The sequence below is a fragment of the Tropicimonas sp. TH_r6 genome (assembly GCF_033101155.1).
GTDB lineage: Bacteria > Pseudomonadota > Alphaproteobacteria > Rhodobacterales > Rhodobacteraceae > Tropicimonas.
The window spans coordinates 1-16594 of sequence record NZ_JAWMPX010000014.1; the positions used below are offsets into that span (position 1 = coordinate 1).

The following is a 16594-nucleotide window of genomic DNA, read 5'->3' on the forward strand; positions in this document are numbered from 1 at the left end:
TTCCAGCTATCAGGCTGGATTCACACAGTGAATCCCTGATCCGATTTGTGCAACAAAGCCCTCCTTGCCGGCCGATGATCCAGCCACACAGGTCGTCATCGGCAAACCGAACCGCACGCAGATCGGTCAGGCCAAAATGGCCCCTGTGACCCCGTCGCGTATTGTTCCACAGCAACTGGCGCGTCACCGGAACGCGCCTCCATCGGGCCACGCCGCTTGAATACTCGCCCTCCATGCGCAAGATGACTCTGGAAAAAATGGGAGAGAGCAACGTGTTCAAGATACTGAAACCTGCCGCCATTCTGGCCGCCGCGAGCATCATGGCAACTGGTGCCGCCAACGCCGAAACGCGCATCACCTACAAATCCGCCAAGTCGACATCCTCCTACTACCAGATGGGCGTTCAGATCGCCGAGGCGATGAAATCCGCTTCGGGCGGCGATATCATCGTCACCGTCGAGGAAAGCCAAGGGTCGACCCAGAACGTGATGGAGGTTCGCGCGCGCGGCGGCGACTACGTGTTCACAACGCCGCCGGTGTTGGTGAAGCTCGCCCAGGGCAGCAAGGCGATGTTCGAAGGTAAGGGTGACCCATCCTTCGACGAGATCCGGGCATTGTTCCCGATCCCGTCCCTGACCATGCATTTCGTGATGTCCGCCGACAGTGGCGCAACCAGCTTTGCAGACCTTGAAGGCAAGACGATCCTGCTGGGCAAAGGCTCTTTCGGGGCTCGCGAAGGTGAAAAGTATCTTGGCCTCTTCGGCCTTGAAGGCAAGGTCGAGATTGCGGATGTCGAGCTGTCCAATGCGGTTCCGGCCCTGAAGAACGGCCAGATCGACGGCTTTGTCACCGCCGGTTCCTGGCCCGCTCCAAACGTTGTCGAAGCGGCTGCCTCGACCGGGGTTACGGTTCTGTCGCTGGATGACGAGCAGGTCGCGGCCACCAAGCGCACGCGGCTGACCATTCCCGCCGGAACCTATGCCGGTCAGGAGGCAGATATCACGACGACCTCCTTGCCGGTGGTCACCTACACGACCACCAAGATGGATGATGACACCGCCTACGCGCTGACCAAGGCATTCTGGGAAGCGAAGGCAGACATGGCCGGTGCCGCCCCCTGGTGGAACGGTGTGACAGACGGGCTCATGGCGAATATCTCCGGAAAGATTCATCCCGGCGCTGCCCGCTACTACAAGGAAGCCGGCATCGAACTCACGCCCGAGCAGATGTGATCCGCCCCTGACGGCGCAAGACCAATCGGTTGCGCGGAACGCCTTTCGCGCAACCAGACCAGAGAGGCAGGCGATGGAAGAGCAGACGTTCCAGTGGGGCCGGACGGGGAAGGCGTTGTGGTTGGCGCTTGCCTTTTGCCTCGTTGCGTTCCATCTCGGCCTGATCTTCTGGGGGCTTGTGCCCAACCTGGTCAGCCGGCCGGTTCACATGGCGCTGGTGCTGCCGTTCATTCTCCTGTTCGAACCGAAAAGCCTCTTGGGCCTTGCGACCGGGACCCTGCTGACGATCCTCGGGTCCGGCGCAGCGCTTTGGGTTGCTTTCAACCACAACATGCTGGCGGACCAATATGGCTTTCTGGAATCCCGGTTCCAGTTGGGGATCGCCATTGTCCTGCTGGTGACCGTGATCGAGGCCGCACGGCGCGCCATTGGCTGGCCGCTGCCGATGGTGGCCTCAATCGCGCTCCTCTACGCGCTGTTCGGCAATCTGATCCCCGGAGAGTTCGGCCATTCCGGCGCGCCGCTGTACAGTTTCCTGGGGACCATGACCATTGCCGAGGGCGGGTTGTGGGGCAGCCTGACCGCTGTTTCCGTCGGCGTCGTGTCAATCTTCGTCATCTTTGGCGCTGTCCTGAATGCCGGCGAGGCCGGGAGCGGCTTCATGAACGTCGCCGCCTTTGCCGCCGGGCATCTCAAGGGCGGCGCGGCCAAGGTTTCGGTGATTTCCTCGGCGCTCTTCGGGTCGATCTCGGGATCGGCCTCGGCCAATGTGGCCTCAACCGGCGCGATCACACTGCCGGCCATGACCAACCTCGGGTACCCCAAACGACTCGCCGCGGCAGTCGAGGCAGTGGCAAGCTCTGGCGGGCAGATAATGCCTCCCTTGATGGGGGCCGGTGCATTCGTGATGGTCGAGCTGACGGGAACGCCCTACACCTCGATCATGGCGGCTGCGGTGCTACCCGCCCTTCTGTTCTTCATCGCGGTCTGGATCGGCATCAACGCCTACGCCCGCCGGTTCGACCTGAGCGGAATCAACGTTGAGGACCAGCCCTCGGGACGCGATGTCATCGTGACGTCGAGCTTCTTCCTGGTGCCCTTCACCGTGCTGTTGCTGGGTATGTTCTACTGGAAGTTCACCCCGCAGTATTCGGCCTGCATTGCCATCCTGGCCGCGGCCCTTCTGCTGTTCCTTGGCAAGGATCTTAGATTTGATCCGGGCAGAACGGCCAGACGCTTCGAGAAGGTTCTTCTGACGGCGGCCAAACAGGTGTCGATGATCGCCTCGATCATCCTGTGCGCGTCGATCGTGATCGGGGTGCTGTCCATCACCGGGTTGGGGGTCAAGCTGACCTCCGTCATCCTGTCGGGCTCGGGGGGGATGCTTTGGCCGTCCCTGTTCCTGACCGCCCTCGCCTGCCTCCTCCTGGGGATGGAGGTGCCGACGACCGCCGCCTATGTGGTCTGTGTGTCCGTTGCCGGCCCCGCGCTGATCCAGCTTGGGCTGGAACCCCTGCAGGCACACCTTTTCGTCTTCTGGTTCGCGCTGCTGTCCACCATCACGCCGCCGGTCTGCGGCGCGGTGTTCATCGCTGCCGGAATGGTTGGGGAAAACTGGCTGCGTGTCGCCGTGACCGCCATGGCGCTCGGTATCGGCCTCTATATCATCCCGTTCTCGATGGTCGCCAACCCCGGGATCATCAACCTGGAGCATGATCCCGTTGGAGCGTTGATCGCCTTTTGCATCACCGGCACGGGGCTTGGCCTGATTTCCTACGGGTTGATCGGGTTCTCGAACATTCTGCTCAAGTCGGCGTTCCTGCTTTCTGGCGGCGCAGTCCTGTTCGGGCGCTTGTTCTTGTGATCGCAACCAGGCTCCCGATTGCTCGAACGGCAAAAGTTGGCAACGGCGAGGCCTTCTGCCCATTCCGCCGGACTGCAACAGATTTGAATGAAGGGATTGGGACCAACCCGAGTGCCTTGCGTTCCTTCCGAAGAATGACCCCGGCGGATCCGGAGCACAGTGGTGAATCGCACACCCAATACGAGCCGAACGCTACCGCAGCGCAAGGGCTGAACGAAACCGGCCATTCATTCTGTCAGCAGCGAATGACTGTTCCCCGCCCTTCCTGTCGGTTTCTGCGGCTGCGAGGAATGGCTCTCGCTTGCCGAGAAGTAGCCGTCGGGAACGGCCCTTGGCCGCCGTTCGATCCGAGCAAAGTGAACGACCGTTTCGGATGAACGCCTGCCTTTCCTCCTCTACAACACGTCACTCCTTTCAGACCCGACCTTTTGGGACAACTTCTTGGTGGGCACGCCCTCGTTGCGTTACGCAATCGCAAACCGGATCAAGAAGGCCACCGTTCCGAGCACACTTACGCTCGCAAGCCAGAGCACAGCGAACCAGAGCAATCGTCGAAGGGCGATCAATGGTAGCCCTCCTCGGGATCGACCTTGCCGCGAAACACCCAGTAGGCATAGGCCGTGTAGCCGAGGATGATCGGCAGCAGGATCACTGCGCCAACAAGGGCGAAGGCGAGGCTGCTATCAGGGGCTGCGGCGTCGGCGATGGTCAGGCCGGGCGGCACCATGTGCGGATAGAAGCTGATCCCGATGCCGATGAAGCTCACGACGAAGAGACCAATGGCGCAGAGGAAGGGCGCAACATCCTGCCAGCTACGCAAGCCACGGTCGAGACGCCAGGCCAGCGCGAGAACGATCGCAGGCACCGCAACCGAGAAGATCACGCCCGGCCAGGCGAACCAGCGCTGGAGATAAACCGGGTCCTGGAGCGGCGTCAGCAGGCTGACAAGCCCGATCAGGCCCAGCGTGGCGAACATGAGCGGTCGGGCAAAGCCGTGCATCTGCCGTTGCAGGGCGCCCGTCGTCTTCATGTTGAGCCAGGTCGCGCCGAGCAGCGCGTAGCCGACCACCAGCGCCACTCCGGTGAGAAGGGAGAAGGGCGTAAGCCAGTCCCACCAGCCGCCGGCATAGGCGCGGTCCTCAATGGGGATACCCTGCACCAGCGCGCCGAGCGCGATCCCTTGGCAAAGTGCTGCGAGGGTCGAGCCACCGTGGAAGGCAAGGTCCCAGACCCAGCGGGCGCGCACCGTGCGCCATCGGTACTCGAAGGCGACGCCGCGGAAGACCAGCGCCAGAAGCATGATGATGATCGGCATGTAGATCGCCGGCATCACCACCGCATAGGCGAGCGGGAAGACGGCGAAGAGCCCGCCGCCGCCGAGCACCAGCCAGGTCTCGTTGCCGTCCCAAACCGGGGCGACCGAATTCATCATCACGTCGCGATCCTTGTCGCTGCGCGCGAAGGGGAAGAGGATGCCGATGCCAAGGTCGAACCCGTCGAGGATCACGTAGGTCAGCACGGCGAAGGCGATGATGCCCGCCCAGATGGTGGAAAGCTCGATCATCATGCCGTCTCCCCGGGAAGTGCGTTTGTAATGCTCACCGGCCCCGTGGTTGGCCCGGCCCCATCCGCCGGCGGCTTGCCCATGAGACGCAGCAGGTAGAAGGTCCCGGCGCCGAAGACGGCGAAATAGACCACGATGAAGGCGATCAGCGAGGTCGCGACCGCGGGCGCGTCCACCGGCGAGAGCGAGTCCGAGGTGCGCAGCAAGCCGTAGACCGTGTAGGGCTGTCGCCCGACCTCGGTCGTGATCCAGCCCGCGAGCACGGCCACGAAGCCGCTTGGCGCCATGAGCACGCAGACCCGGTGCAGCCAGCGGTCCTCGGTGAGCCCGCCCTGCCAGCGTCGCAGCGCGGACCAGAGACCGACCCCCAGCATGGCAAAGCCAATGCCGACCATTATGCGGAAGCTGAAGAAGACGATGGCCACGGGCGGCTCCTCGTCATCGGGGATCGTGTCGAGCCCGTCCAGCGGCGCGTTCAGGTCGTGCTTGAGGATCAGCGAGGAGAGCTTCGGGATCTCGATGGCGTAATCGACGCGCTTCTCCGCCGCGTTGGGAATGCCGAAGAGGATCAGCGGCGCGCCGTCGGGATGGCTGTCGAAATGGCCCTCCATTGCCATGACCTTTTGCGGCTGGTGCTCCAGCGTGTTGAGCCCATGGGCGTCGCCGGCGAAGATCTGCAGCGGTGTCACCAGGATGGCCATCCACATCGCCATGGAGAACATGCGCGTGACTTCCGGCGTGCGGTTGCCCCGCAGCAGGTGCCAGGCCCCGACCCCGGCCACGGCAAAGGCGGTGGTGAGATAGGCGGCCAGCACCATATGGGTCAACCGGTAGGGGAAGGAGGGGTTGAAGACGATCTCCCACCAATCCTCGGGGATGAACTGGCCGGCCTCGTTCATGCTGTAGCCTGCCGGAGTCTGCATCCAGGAATTGACCGAGAGGATCCAGGTGGCGGAGATCACCGTGCCCACAGCGACCATGGCGGTGGCGAACATGTGCAGCCCCGGCCCGACCCGTTCGCGGCCGAAGAGCATGATGCCGAGGAAACCCGCTTCGAGGAAGAAGGCGGTCATCACCTCATAGGCCATGAGCGGGCCGAGCACCGGGCCGGTGATGTCGGAAAAGGCGCTCCAATTGGTGCCGAACTGGTAGGACATGACGATGCCCGACACGACGCCCATGGCGAAGCCGACAGCAAAGATCTTCTTCCAGTAGTTGAAGAGCGCGAGATAGGCGTCGTCCTTTCGCCAGAGCCAGAGGCCGTTCAGCACGGCGAGATAGCTGGCAAGGCCAATGGAGAAGGCCGGGAAGATGATGTGGAACGACACGGTGAAGGCAAACTGGATGCGCGCCAGCACTTCTGCGTCGATGCCTGCGAAACTGTTCATCGGCGTTTCCTCGAATGGAGCAGTTGACCTGAGAAATAGCACGGGATTCTGCCCGGACCTGTGGCATTCCGGCCGATCCCCGGATCGTGATCGCCGCCGGGCGCGGCGGGATGCGATGCGGGACAGAACGGGTCCAGCGCCCGGATCGCTCCGGGCGCTGGAGGGCATGTCAGTGGCCCGAGCCAACCAGACCGATGCCGGAGGCGAGGCCGAGCCAGGCCTTGATGCGGATGCCCACGGCCTTGATGATGCCCATGGCTTCAACCGCGTGGGCGACCATCGTGCCTTCCATCGGCCCCTTCAGGCTGGTGGTGTAAGACTGCACGATACAGGCGCTGCCGGGAACGAGCTGCTCGCTGTGCTCGGGGTGGACGAGGTCGAGATGGACAACGACCTGACCGCGCTTCGCTCGCTCCGCCGGTTCCATCAGCTTGCCGCTGGGGGCCATCTGGCCCGAGGAGATCGGGTCCTGGATGCGGGTGATCCGGGCCGGCAGGATCGTGTTGCGCATGCCGATGTTGAAGTTGCTTTCACAGGCGACCTCGGCGGCCATGCCCTCGTAGAGCTCGGTATGGGAGACCTGGGAGAAGCCGGCGACGATGCGGCCGCTTTCCGCCTCGGAGCGATCGGGGATGATGAGCATTGCGGGGGTCATCGGCATCGGGGCCGCACGGGTGCCGACATTCAGGGTCAATTGCTCGACGGTGCCGTCGACATAGCTGTGGGTGATGGTCTTCGCGAGGTCGAGCTTCGCCTTGTCGAGCGAGGCGCGGGCGGTGGCGAGCTGGGCCGGCATGACGGAGCGGGCCTGAACCTGGGCTGCGGCGAGCTGGGCCTCGGCGGCGCGCACTTCGGCGGACCGGCTTTCCACCGTCGTCAGTGCCCGCTCGAGCTGGCTCGTCTGGAAGGCCGCGGAGCCACGGGCCTTGAGCGCCTCGTGATCGGCCAGTGAGGTCTCGGCCTGTGACTTCGATGCCAACGCCGCGTCCAAGGCCGCCTGCGCCGCTTCGATATCGAGATCTGCCATCGCAAGGGCACTCTCGATCTCTTCGACCTGTCGCTGCGAAATCTCGACGGCGGCCTTCTGGGCGGCATTTTCCACCGCGAAGAGAGGATCGCCGGTCTCGACCTTCTGGCCGCCACGGACAAAGACCTCGCTGACGGTGCCGCCGCTCTCGGCGACCACCGGGACAGTGCGGAAGGGCACGAGGCCGGTATAGGATTTCGGGTAGTAGTAGAAGACGGCGAAAAACACCATCATCGCCAGCGCGAACCACAGGACCAGCGCACGGTGCACGTTATAGAGATTGATCGGCATGCCCCGCCAACGCAGGTAGATCACCCGCAGAACGAAGGGGAAGGATGTGACAAGAACTTCGATCATTGGACTGTTTCCTCGGCTTCAGGGCGCCACCAGAGCATGAGGTCGCGGACAACGGCGGTCAGGATAAGGGCGGCGGGCAGCAGGATGCTGAAATGACCGAGCGCCGGCAGGAGTTCATAGGCGAGGGCAACCGTCAGCATCATCGGGATCGTGGTGCGCAAGGGCGAGCCGGTGTTGCGGTGTTCCACGTGGCGGTCGAACCGGGCGTAGAGATGCGCCACCAGCAGGATGAGGAGAAAGAAGACGGCCAGGCCGACCCAAGCGTAGGTGTCATTGAGGCCGGGAGCGACCCACCAGCGGGGATCGCCCCCTGCGGCGGCAGCTGGGGTCGAGACGACCCCGAAGAGGAAAGTCAGGAGTTTCGCGGGCGGTTTCACGTTTTGAATCCTTGGAGTTTCGGAGACCCGTTGGGTCAATTGGGAGAGAGGTTGGAACTGGCTGGGAAGGTTTGGGGCCGGGAAGCGGCGCTCAGCGCGAGGGCGGGTAAGGCGGATCCCATTTCCGCCCCTCCTTGCCCGGGTCGTTCTGGAGCGGGGGGCCGTCCGGCGGGCTTTCGGAACAGTCGAAGCGTTCCTGCCTCACCGGGATTTCGATCCGGAGATCGAGAACAATAACCTGACATTCCGGCGTCATCTCAGGGCTCCCTTTTGCAAGGGGTGCGGTTTGCTCCCGGACTGCGACTGGAGCGCTGCCCAAAGGCGGTAGTAGCGAGCGTAATAGATCATCTGTGTTTCCCTCTTGGATGACACGGATCTAAAGGCTGACGCCGATCTGTTCCTTTGGGGTCTGGACAGTTGTTTTTGGGTTCTGGACAATTGATCGAATTCATCGATCGGCCAGACGAACCGATCCGGAGGTCAACGGGAGGAGATCGCCAGGTGCCAAGAGTCAGCTCATACAGGCTCCGAGGGATCGCGCGGGTCTACGACGCCGAGCCGGGAGCGCGCATTCCCTTCTCCGAGTTGCTCGAGATGGCCGGGGCCTCTGCCGAGGCGCTGGACAACCCGGACTCGACATATGAACTCCTGCATGAGGCGGATGTTGTCGAACGGGCATGCCGGGAGCTCAAGGACAAGACATTTGCCGCTCGTGTCGGGCTCACGACCCGGCCTCCGGGTACGCTTGTCGCCTACCTGGTGAGTGCCAGCGCCACACTGCAAGAAGCCCTGACGCTCTCGAAGCGGTTCTACGCCATGCAGGATCCGGACGTTCAGATCGGAATGACGGAATCGGCTTCAGGGCCAAAAATCACGCTGGGCAGCAAGGTTATTCCGGCACACCAATATCCCAGGCATCGCGAAATGCTGGTTTTCGGGCTTTTCCGGCGTGTGCAACAGATTACCGCTGACGGCCTCTGGCCAATCTCGGTGGAGATCGATTCCGACGATCTCGATCATTGCAGGCATCTGTCGGAGCTTGCGGGCTGTGCCGTGAAAGGGAATTGCGCTGGCTATGCGCTGCAGCTTCCGCCCGGTGCAATGGAGTTCCCGATCCCGACCGCGGACCCTGCCCTGCTGGGGCATTTGCGCCAGCACGGGGAGACCCAGATGCGCACGCGCCCCGCTTCGGAGAAGAGCCTGTCGGAACGTGTGACGGATCTCCTCAAGGAGCGCTTGCCCGGGAGGGTGCCCAACGGCGACATGGTTGCCGCCGAGATTGGCATGACCCGTCGGACCATGACACGGCGGTTGACGGCGGAGGGGACGAGTTTCAAGGCGCTTCTCGAAGGCACTCAGTGCGATCTTGCCAAACGCCTGCTGCGCAATGGCGAGAGCATCGCTCAGATCGCCTTCGCGCTGGATTTCGCCGATCAGGCAGCCTTTTCCGTCGCCTTCAAACGCTGGACGGGAGAAACGCCGGCACGCTATCGGCGCTCGAAACTGTAGACAAATGCAAATCGCGGCCGCGCACCGAACGGCTGTTCGGCGCGCGGCTGCGGTTTTTTCTTCAATCGTTTTGGTTTTCCCTGAATTCATCACGGCGCTCCGCTGCTCGATCTCGGGCGTCGTCCACATTGTCTTCGAAATTGTCCTTCTGGATTGCCCCGCCAACGGCACCAACCGCCGCGCCTGCAACCGCTCCGTTTACAACACTTCCACCGCTGACCCCGGCAATGGTGGCGCCCGCAACAGCGCCTTTGACTGCCTGATCGGTGACGTAATCGGCCTGTGCCGTCACGGCGAGTGCAACAAGAATTGCGCCAGAGATCGGAGCGATGATCAGTTTGATGGGAGAGAGTTTCATGAGTGTCTGCCTTGTTCTGGATCGGCAGCCCCATTGGCCGCCTTGTGCCTTGGAAATTGGTAGAAACGGCACCCGCTTTCTTGCGGCGTCAGGACAGGGTTTTGTTGTTCCTGGACGAATTTCGAAGTGGGTAGTTCTCTTGGCCAGGTAACTCGCTCGCCAAAAGCAATTCGGAGCATCCGGCCATTGGTTCTTTGCGCGGCGAATGGCTCCTTTCCGCCCTTCTTGCAGATTGCTGCGATTTGAATGGATGTCCGCTATCCAGACAGAAGAAGCTCTGAAAAACTGGCTCCGCCCGATCGGACTGGACCTGTCTGCCTTCTGTCAAGTCGGACTTAGCGAATGCCGTTCAATGCGCTGGTTCCGCCGTGCGTGCTATCTGCGACACGCACGGCGGAACCACCTCCTTCTTCTGGTGTTTGTAGAGCGGATCACCTCTGCGCGTCGTGTGTGTCGTTTCTCTTGCATCCATCAAGGAGTACGACATGTACCACGCCTCTATTTCGATACCTGCGCCGGCGGACTGGAAAGACAGTCTGAGCCGCGGCGACATCGTCTTGTTCGCTTTTCCACTGACAAGACCCCGCGATGACGATTACCCGCAGATCCGACCGTGCTTGATTCTCGATGTCAGCGATCTTTTCGGGGCGCGGGTCGCGCAGATCGCCTATGGAACATCGTCTCGGACGATGGCCACTACCGGCTATGACTTTCCGGTTGACCCAGCCAAGGCTCCCTGATCCAGCGCCCTGCACGCTGGCTCCCTGTAGCCACCCCGCCCAAACCTGGGCCTGTTCACTGAGCGGCGCCCGCCAAGAGACGCTGTTATCGTCTCTCACCGTTCGATAGGATCCGCGAAACACGCATGGCCGCCGCGCGAGAATGCCCAGACGGGGCAATGGTTTTGTGGGGCGGTTACAGGATCGTTGGCCGCGAAGGGAGTTTCAGACGTGACAGACAGCATTCCATCCTGCCCGCCGCCCGTCGCGGACACCGAGGCGCCAAAGCTCATAATGCCGGCACGTGCCTGCGATGTGCATACGCATGTGTTTGGGCCGGAGGCGCATTACCCATATTCGCCGCGACGCGGATATACGCCCGAAGATGCCCCGCTCTCGGCCATGCAGCGCATGCACGACATTCTCGGGATCGAACGCTGTGTGTTGACCCAGCCGAGCGTCTACGGAACCGATAACCGCGCCATGATGGATGCGGTGGCAACAGCACCGGACAGATATCGCGCGATCGTTGCCGTGGAACCCGATGTCTCCGACAGCGACCTTGAGGCATGGAACGCCGCTGGCGCCCGCGGTGTTCGCTTCAACCTTGTCGACAAGGGCGGCATGCCTTTCGACAGTTTCGACCAGATCGTCGATTTCTCAGAACGCCTTTTCGATCTCGGCTGGCATGTGGAATTCCTGTTACATGTCGACCGGTTCCCCAATCTCGCCCAAAATCTGGCGCGTCTCCACACCGATGTGGTCCTGGGCCATATGGGATACATGAAGATGCCAAAAGGGATCGCCACTCCGGGGTTTCAGGACTTCCTGAGCCTGCTTCGGGACGGAAGATGCTGGTCCAAGATGACCGGCGCCTACCGCGTGACCGAGCGCGACACCCCACCCTATGATGACGTTGTACCGGTGGCGCGGGCAATCATGGAAGCGGCCCCCGAGCGGGTTCTATGGGGCTCCGATTGGCCGCATCCGTGGCACTATCGGGAGATGCCGAATGACGGCTACCTTCTGGACCAGCTCGCGGACTGGACAAAGGACCAGACAACGATCCAGAGGATCCTCGTCGAAAACCCGGCCCGGCTCTACGGGTTCGCTTAACGCGTCTCAAACAGTCGCTGCACCGGCTTGGAGTGAGCAACCCGCGCTGCGGTTCGCGAAAAAACGCTTCTTGCAGCGCAAAATGTCGACGCCTCAGTGATGGCTTGTCGAGCGTCGAAGTTCTGTCGGGGCCGTGAGAATTAGGGCGGTCGGAATCCGTCAATCATCCAGCACCTACCGCCTTTTGGGCTCGTTCCGGGAGCAACCATTGGGTGGCAGCGTAGCAAGCAGGGACCACGCTTGATCCGCCTATTGCCTCGGGCGGTCTCAGTCCTCGTCGACCTTGCCGTGCTTGTCCCAGCCCGTGATCATCGCCCGAAGCTGCGCGAAAACCGTCTCGCCCGTGGTGATCAGGTAGAGATGCGCGATTAGAAAAGCGGCGATCAGGAAGGCGGCCATGATGTGGAGCGTATGGACCCACAGGATCGGCAGGGCATCCGGATACATGCCCGGAAACTTGCCGTAGATCCACAAGCCAAGGCCCGAGATCCACATCGCAGGCGCCATTGCCACCTTGAACCCCAGATAGGCCATGGTCTGCATCGGGTTGTGCTTGCGCGTCGGGCTCGGCTGGAAGGGGTGCGGTTCGCCAAAGAAGATACCGGTGGCATAGAAGGAGATCGTTTTCCAAAGGCCCTTTGTCGTCGGGACGTAGTGACGCCAATGTCCGGCGACGAGATGCCAGAAGATGGCAAAAGCCCAAAGCACGATGAGGGTGAACGCGGTGTAGATATGCAGGTTCAGCGCCTGTTCGAACCCGAACCAGGTCCAGAACCCGTGGATCTCGGCCCCCGTCGCCATCAGGAAAAGGATCAGCACAGCTTGCGACCAGTGCCAGAAACGCTCGAACCGGTAGAAGATATAAACCCCGCGTGGGTCTTGCGACGGCGTATCACCCATGACGATTTCCCTTGTAGAACATCCCGAAGCCGAGCCGGAGGATCAGGTGAAACAGGACGGCGGCAAGCGTACCTGCGAGGATCAGAAGCCCGACCTTGACGGCAGGCTCGAACCGGTCACGCCCGGGAACGAAGCCGCCCGGAAGATCTTCCAGCAGCCCGTTGGAGGCATGGCACGCGGTGCACTCAAGCGCCTGTTCGGCAGGGGCGACCATGTGATTGACGGGGATCATTTGCCGGACGCGGGCAAAGGTCACGTCGCCGCTGAACTCGGCGCTGGCTGCCTCCATTCCGGCTTCGACGGCATCCTCCCAGCGGAAATCGTTCCACAGGGCATCGCGACCGCGCCCCGCGAACTTGGCTGAGACTAGGGCGCGGGTCTCTTCGTCGATGGGCACAACGGAATTCATCACCTTGACCGGGGCGATCCGAGAGCTTTCGCCCCGCGGCTCACCGCCATAGGCAGCGATCCAGGGCGCTTCGGCAAAGGCCGCGCCGATCGCGTCGGGCTCGCCCTCGCGTACCGCGTCTTCAAGCTCCTCTTCCTCTGCCGCAGGAACGGGCAGCGGGTCACCGGGCCGGCGCGTGGCCAGTTGGCCATCCGACCAGATCAACGTTGGCCGGAAATCGGAGGCCCAGGCGAAATGTCCCTTTTCGGAGGCATAGGTAACGGTGCCGTCCTTCTCCTTGTCCACATAGGGTTGCCGCCGCCGATCCGTTTCGCCAACGCTGGACCAGTCCCAGAGCACCCGCGTTTTCGTCTCGCCTCGGGCGATGGACGGGATGTGGCAGGTTTCGCAGGCGACGGTGTCGGTATGCCGGTCGATCCAGACGCCACTTTCCGCAGCCACATGGGGCGCGTCGGAGTGGCAGCTCTGGCAGGAGGCCGCCGCCCCGGTCATCGCCGGACGATCCGGGCTGTCCCCGGGCCCGCCGGTGTAACGGCTGCCGGCGGTCGCGTGATCGCGGGTGGTGTGGCAGGTGGCACAGGTGAAACCCGCGCCGTCCGGAGCGGCGGCCATGTGGACATCGAGCGAATGTGCGGGCTCGATCAGGTCTGCGTTCAGGTCGCCATGTTTCACGCCCGGTCCGCCATCGGCGTCGAAGTGGCAGGCGCCGCAGGAGGCGCGCGTCGAGGGACCGACCGACTGGGCGGAGAGCGCGAGATCCTTGATCTCTGGCGTGTCGCCCTTGAGCCGCTCATCGTGGCACATGGTACAGGCGGCGCCGTTCTCATGGAAATTGGCAACCGTCCACTGACCTGTCGGCTCGTGGCAAGACAGGCAATCGACCGGCGCGACGGGATCGCTGGAGGCATCGAGCATAGCCGGATCTTCCAGCCGCGTGCCCGAGATATGGCAGGAGGTGCAGGCGTCGACGTTGGACGGGGTCGAGAGCAGGAACCCGTTGGCGACATGGAGCATGCCCAGGGCCTGGGCGTCCGCCGCGGCGTCGGCTTGCGGTGCCGTCCAGGTGAAGTGGACCGTGCCGTGAAGCTGTTCCGGACCGGTATTGTGGCAGCCCATACAGGCCTCGTTGACCTCTCCTGCGTTCTTGAAGGGACCTTCCAACTCCTCGAACCGGCTGTGATCCGCGGTCGAACTGGGAATGGTGGATGCCGCCGCCTGCTCCTGGGCTGCCAATGGCAGGGTCGTTGCCCCCACCAGGGCAAGCGCCAGCATCACTCTGCCGAGCCGGTGCAATGCCATTGTGATCGTCCCCTTCCAGATCCAGTCCCTTTCTTGGAAAACGGCCGCCTCGTGGCGGCCGTTCCCCGTGTTTCAGCGTTCAGCAGAGGGCTTGCGTCACTCGTCCGGGCGCTCGCCCATCACCTCGACGCCGCTGCCGCCTTCTGCCAGATCCGCGATGGCATCATAGGTCAGTTGCAGCTGGTAGTACGGGTTGTGCGTGTAGCCGCCCGGGTCCTTGGACACGAAGTTGTAGTTGTAGGCGGCCTTCAGCAGGCGCGGTGTCCAGGACAGGTAGCGATTGGGGAACGCGATCTCGTCGTCATCCGCTTCACCATTCTCGTTGGTGTCGTAGAAGAAGTACGGATAGTTGGTGCCCCGGAACACGACCGGCTTGCCGACGACGGAGTTCGCGTAGCCCATGATCGCCTCGAAGAGTTGGTCATGCAGGACTGCGATCTCGGCATGGATGCCTTCGGACATGTCGCCATTGGCGTCATAGTCAGTCTTGGAGGACCGCACGAGGCGCATGGACTCGGCATTCGCCGGGTCAACCTCGTCGTGGCACTCCGTGCAGGCCGCGACCTTCACTTCCAGCGTATGCGGGGAGTGGCAGTCATTGCAGGTCTGCGAGTCGCGGTCGTGGAAGTAGTATCCGGCATATTCCTGGCCGTCATACTCGTACCCACCGCGGACTTCGCCACCGAAGCGGGTCGCCGCCGCCGGGCGATAGTGGATATTGATGAAGCCGAGGTCCTCCGGCGTGCTGTCCGGATCCGGGTTGCCCAGCTCTTCCATTTTTTCGTTCACCTGGACGGTCGAGGCACGGCCGCCGTGACAGGTCATGCAACGGATGTCAGAGGTGAATACCTCTGCCTCGTCACCGGACGGGAAGGTAACGGACGTCATCGTCTGCGCGACCTTGTTGTGGCAGGCCATGCAGGTCACGCCCGACGCATGCTCGGGATCGATTTCCTGCTTGGTCACGACGCCCGGCTCGCTGCCATCCGCGCCGAGATATTCAAGATAGCCCGTGGTCGAGTGGCATTTGGAGCAGACCTCGGGGATCAGCTTGTCCTCTTCCTCGTCCCAATGGCGAAACGCCTCCTTGGACAGGTCAGCGTGGGGCGAGGACCGCCAGGCTTCCAGCGCCGGAATCACCGGCATCAGGTCAGCGGGGTTATAGACCTTGTCCTGAGCGTTGGCTCCCGTCAGTCCGCCCAGGACGCCGAGCCCGGCGACGATGGCGGCCAAGACGGTGGTGCGCAGTGCGGATTTCATATCTCCACCTTTCATAGCTTGGAATGTCGAGTGCAGCATGCACGGGATCCGGAAAGCACTGGCCATCGAGATCCTGACAGGTGGAATTGTAGAAAACACACACCGGCGTCACGATGAGGCAATTCCGTTCTGAAGCAACAAGACGCCGCTTTGTGGGAACTGGGCAATTATACAACTCGGAAATACACCTTTTTTTCTCTGAAAACCCTTCGAGGCGCGCGAAATAAATCTCACTATTTCATAGTATTATCAAATAGGTTAACAACGACACCGCTGAGATGCACAGGAATTAATCTTGCTGAAACGAAACGCATTCCCTGAAAAAAACAAAAACTGACAAATGTCATTTTTGGGGCCGCCCGGGCATTGTTGCAGTAGTCCCGTGTAAGGTGTGACTGCCCCCTTCCCGCTGGGGCTATGCCACGCATTCGACCTCGGCGGTGCCGAGTGCATTGAAGCGGTTGATGAGGGCGATGCGGATTTGGATTTCGGCGGTCTGTCGGTCGGGATCTGTTGCGGCGATGCGTTCTCCGAAGACCTTGAGACAGCGCATCTTCGCCTCGACGTGGCTTCGCGCATGGTATCCCGCCCAGCGTTTCCAGAACGCCTTCCCATAGTATTGCGTTGCGCGCAGGATTTCGTTGCGCGCGCGGACTGCCGGAAAGTCGTCTTTCCAGAGGCCTCCATTCTTGCGGATCGGAATGATCGGGATAGCCTGCCAGTCGATGCCCGCCATCCGCAGCAGGCTGGCAACCATACCGGCGGTCTGGCGTAATGGCAGCTTGAACAGCACTTTGATCGAGAAACAAAACTGGATCGCAGCATCGGAAAAGACCGGGGGGCGTCCAGGCCGTCCGTCGCGCGGCGCGAGCCAAGTCATCTCCTTATCGACCCAGATCAGCAGCGACCCGCGCTTCCTGAGTGATGCCCTCGCCATTGAACTTGAACCATTGGCGTCTCAATGGGTCGATAACCGGACCAGTTCGTGGTGCGATACCGGGCGGGAGGCGGCTTACTCATCCACCCCATCTAACCGCCTGGATTCACAAAGTGAATCCTTCGTGACTGGAGTTTTGCAACAACGCCGTGTATCAGTCTCGCGTCGTTGATGTCCGCCTTCATGGCATTCACCGACCCGGCCTTCACCTCACCTTGCCGCTATCAAGTGCATAGCTTGGTGCCTTGAGGTGTTCCCACGCTCGAAGCATTGCGCAG

14 protein-coding genes and 1 pseudogene are annotated in these 16594 nt (G+C 62.1%); 5 read left to right on the plus strand and 10 right to left on the minus strand.

From position 1 onward, the window contains the following. The first annotated feature begins 272 nt into the window (after positions 1–272). Complete coding sequence (locus tag R3X27_RS14200) at positions 273–1232, plus strand: TAXI family TRAP transporter solute-binding subunit (protein WP_317709529.1); 960 nt, start codon at positions 273–275, stop codon at positions 1230–1232. A 73-nt stretch (positions 1233–1305) separates the two neighbouring features. Continuing rightward, positions 1306–3096, plus strand: coding sequence for a TRAP transporter fused permease subunit (locus R3X27_RS14205; RefSeq protein WP_317709530.1), 1791 nt, complete (start codon positions 1306–1308; stop codon positions 3094–3096). A gap of 562 nt (positions 3097–3658) precedes the next feature. Here R3X27_RS14205 and cydB read toward each other — a convergent pair. The 5 genes from cydB to R3X27_RS14230 form a co-directional block, all read right to left on the minus strand. After that, the gene (cydB, locus tag R3X27_RS14210; protein ID WP_317709531.1) at positions 3659–4663 is read right to left on the minus strand and encodes a cytochrome d ubiquinol oxidase subunit II; all 1005 of its coding nucleotides are present in this window, start codon (positions 4661–4663) and stop codon (positions 3659–3661) included. Beyond that, positions 4660–6048: a cytochrome ubiquinol oxidase subunit I gene (locus R3X27_RS14215; RefSeq protein WP_317709532.1), complete on the minus strand. Its 1389-nt coding sequence runs from the start codon at positions 6046–6048 to the stop codon at positions 4660–4662. Before R3X27_RS14215 ends, cydB begins: the two co-directional genes overlap by 4 nt. A gap of 169 nt (positions 6049–6217) precedes the next feature. Then, complete coding sequence (locus tag R3X27_RS14220; protein WP_317709533.1) at positions 6218–7432, minus strand: HlyD family secretion protein; 1215 nt, start codon at positions 7430–7432, stop codon at positions 6218–6220. Continuing rightward, a complete protein-coding gene (locus tag R3X27_RS14225; protein WP_317709534.1) occupies positions 7429–7809 on the minus strand; it encodes a hypothetical protein in 381 nt (126 codons plus the stop codon). Before R3X27_RS14225 ends, R3X27_RS14220 begins: the two co-directional genes overlap by 4 nt. A 91-nt stretch (positions 7810–7900) precedes the next feature. Next, the gene (locus R3X27_RS14230; RefSeq protein ID WP_317709535.1) at positions 7901–8065 is read right to left on the minus strand and encodes a hypothetical protein; all 165 of its coding nucleotides are present in this window, start codon (positions 8063–8065) and stop codon (positions 7901–7903) included. Between the two features lie 245 nt (positions 8066–8310). On the opposite strand from R3X27_RS14230, the gene R3X27_RS14235 reads away from it, so the two are divergent. Next, a complete protein-coding gene (locus R3X27_RS14235; protein WP_317709536.1) occupies positions 8311–9318 on the plus strand; it encodes an AraC family transcriptional regulator in 1008 nt (335 codons plus the stop codon). 61 nt (positions 9319–9379) lie between these two features. On the opposite strand, the gene R3X27_RS14240 is transcribed toward R3X27_RS14235, so the two are convergent. Beyond that, a complete protein-coding gene (locus R3X27_RS14240; protein ID WP_317709537.1) occupies positions 9380–9676 on the minus strand; it encodes a hypothetical protein in 297 nt (98 codons plus the stop codon). Positions 9677–10161: 485 nt separating this feature from the next. Between R3X27_RS14240 and R3X27_RS14245 the strand changes: the two genes are divergently transcribed. Together R3X27_RS14245 and R3X27_RS14250 are read left to right on the plus strand one after the other, a co-directional pair. Continuing rightward, positions 10162–10416 (plus strand): hypothetical protein, encoded by a 255-nt coding sequence (locus R3X27_RS14245; RefSeq protein WP_317709538.1) that lies wholly within the window; start codon positions 10162–10164, stop codon positions 10414–10416. A 210-nt stretch (positions 10417–10626) separates the two neighbouring features. Next, positions 10627–11511, plus strand: a complete 885-nt coding sequence (locus R3X27_RS14250; protein ID WP_317709539.1) for an amidohydrolase family protein — start codon at positions 10627–10629, stop codon at positions 11509–11511. A 267-nt stretch (positions 11512–11778) separates the two neighbouring features. Here the strand turns inward: R3X27_RS14250 and R3X27_RS14255 are convergent, their stop codons facing one another. The 4 genes and pseudogenes from R3X27_RS14255 to R3X27_RS14270 all read right to left on the minus strand — a co-directional run bounded on the left by R3X27_RS14255 (position 11779) and on the right by R3X27_RS14270 (position 16399). Next, complete coding sequence (locus tag R3X27_RS14255) at positions 11779–12411, minus strand: cytochrome b/b6 domain-containing protein (RefSeq protein ID WP_317709540.1); 633 nt, start codon at positions 12409–12411, stop codon at positions 11779–11781. Next, complete coding sequence (locus tag R3X27_RS14260) at positions 12404–14119, minus strand: multiheme c-type cytochrome (protein WP_317709541.1); 1716 nt, start codon at positions 14117–14119, stop codon at positions 12404–12406. The genes R3X27_RS14255 and R3X27_RS14260 overlap by 8 nt, the downstream gene beginning before the upstream one ends. A 96-nt stretch (positions 14120–14215) precedes the next feature. Next, entirely contained in the window at positions 14216–15379 is a 1164-nt protein-coding gene (locus R3X27_RS14265) for a hypothetical protein (protein WP_317709542.1), read from the minus strand. A gap of 415 nt (positions 15380–15794) precedes the next feature. Further along, positions 15795–16399 (minus strand): annotated as a pseudogene (locus R3X27_RS14270) (transposase). Positions 16400–16594 lie beyond the last annotated feature (195 nt).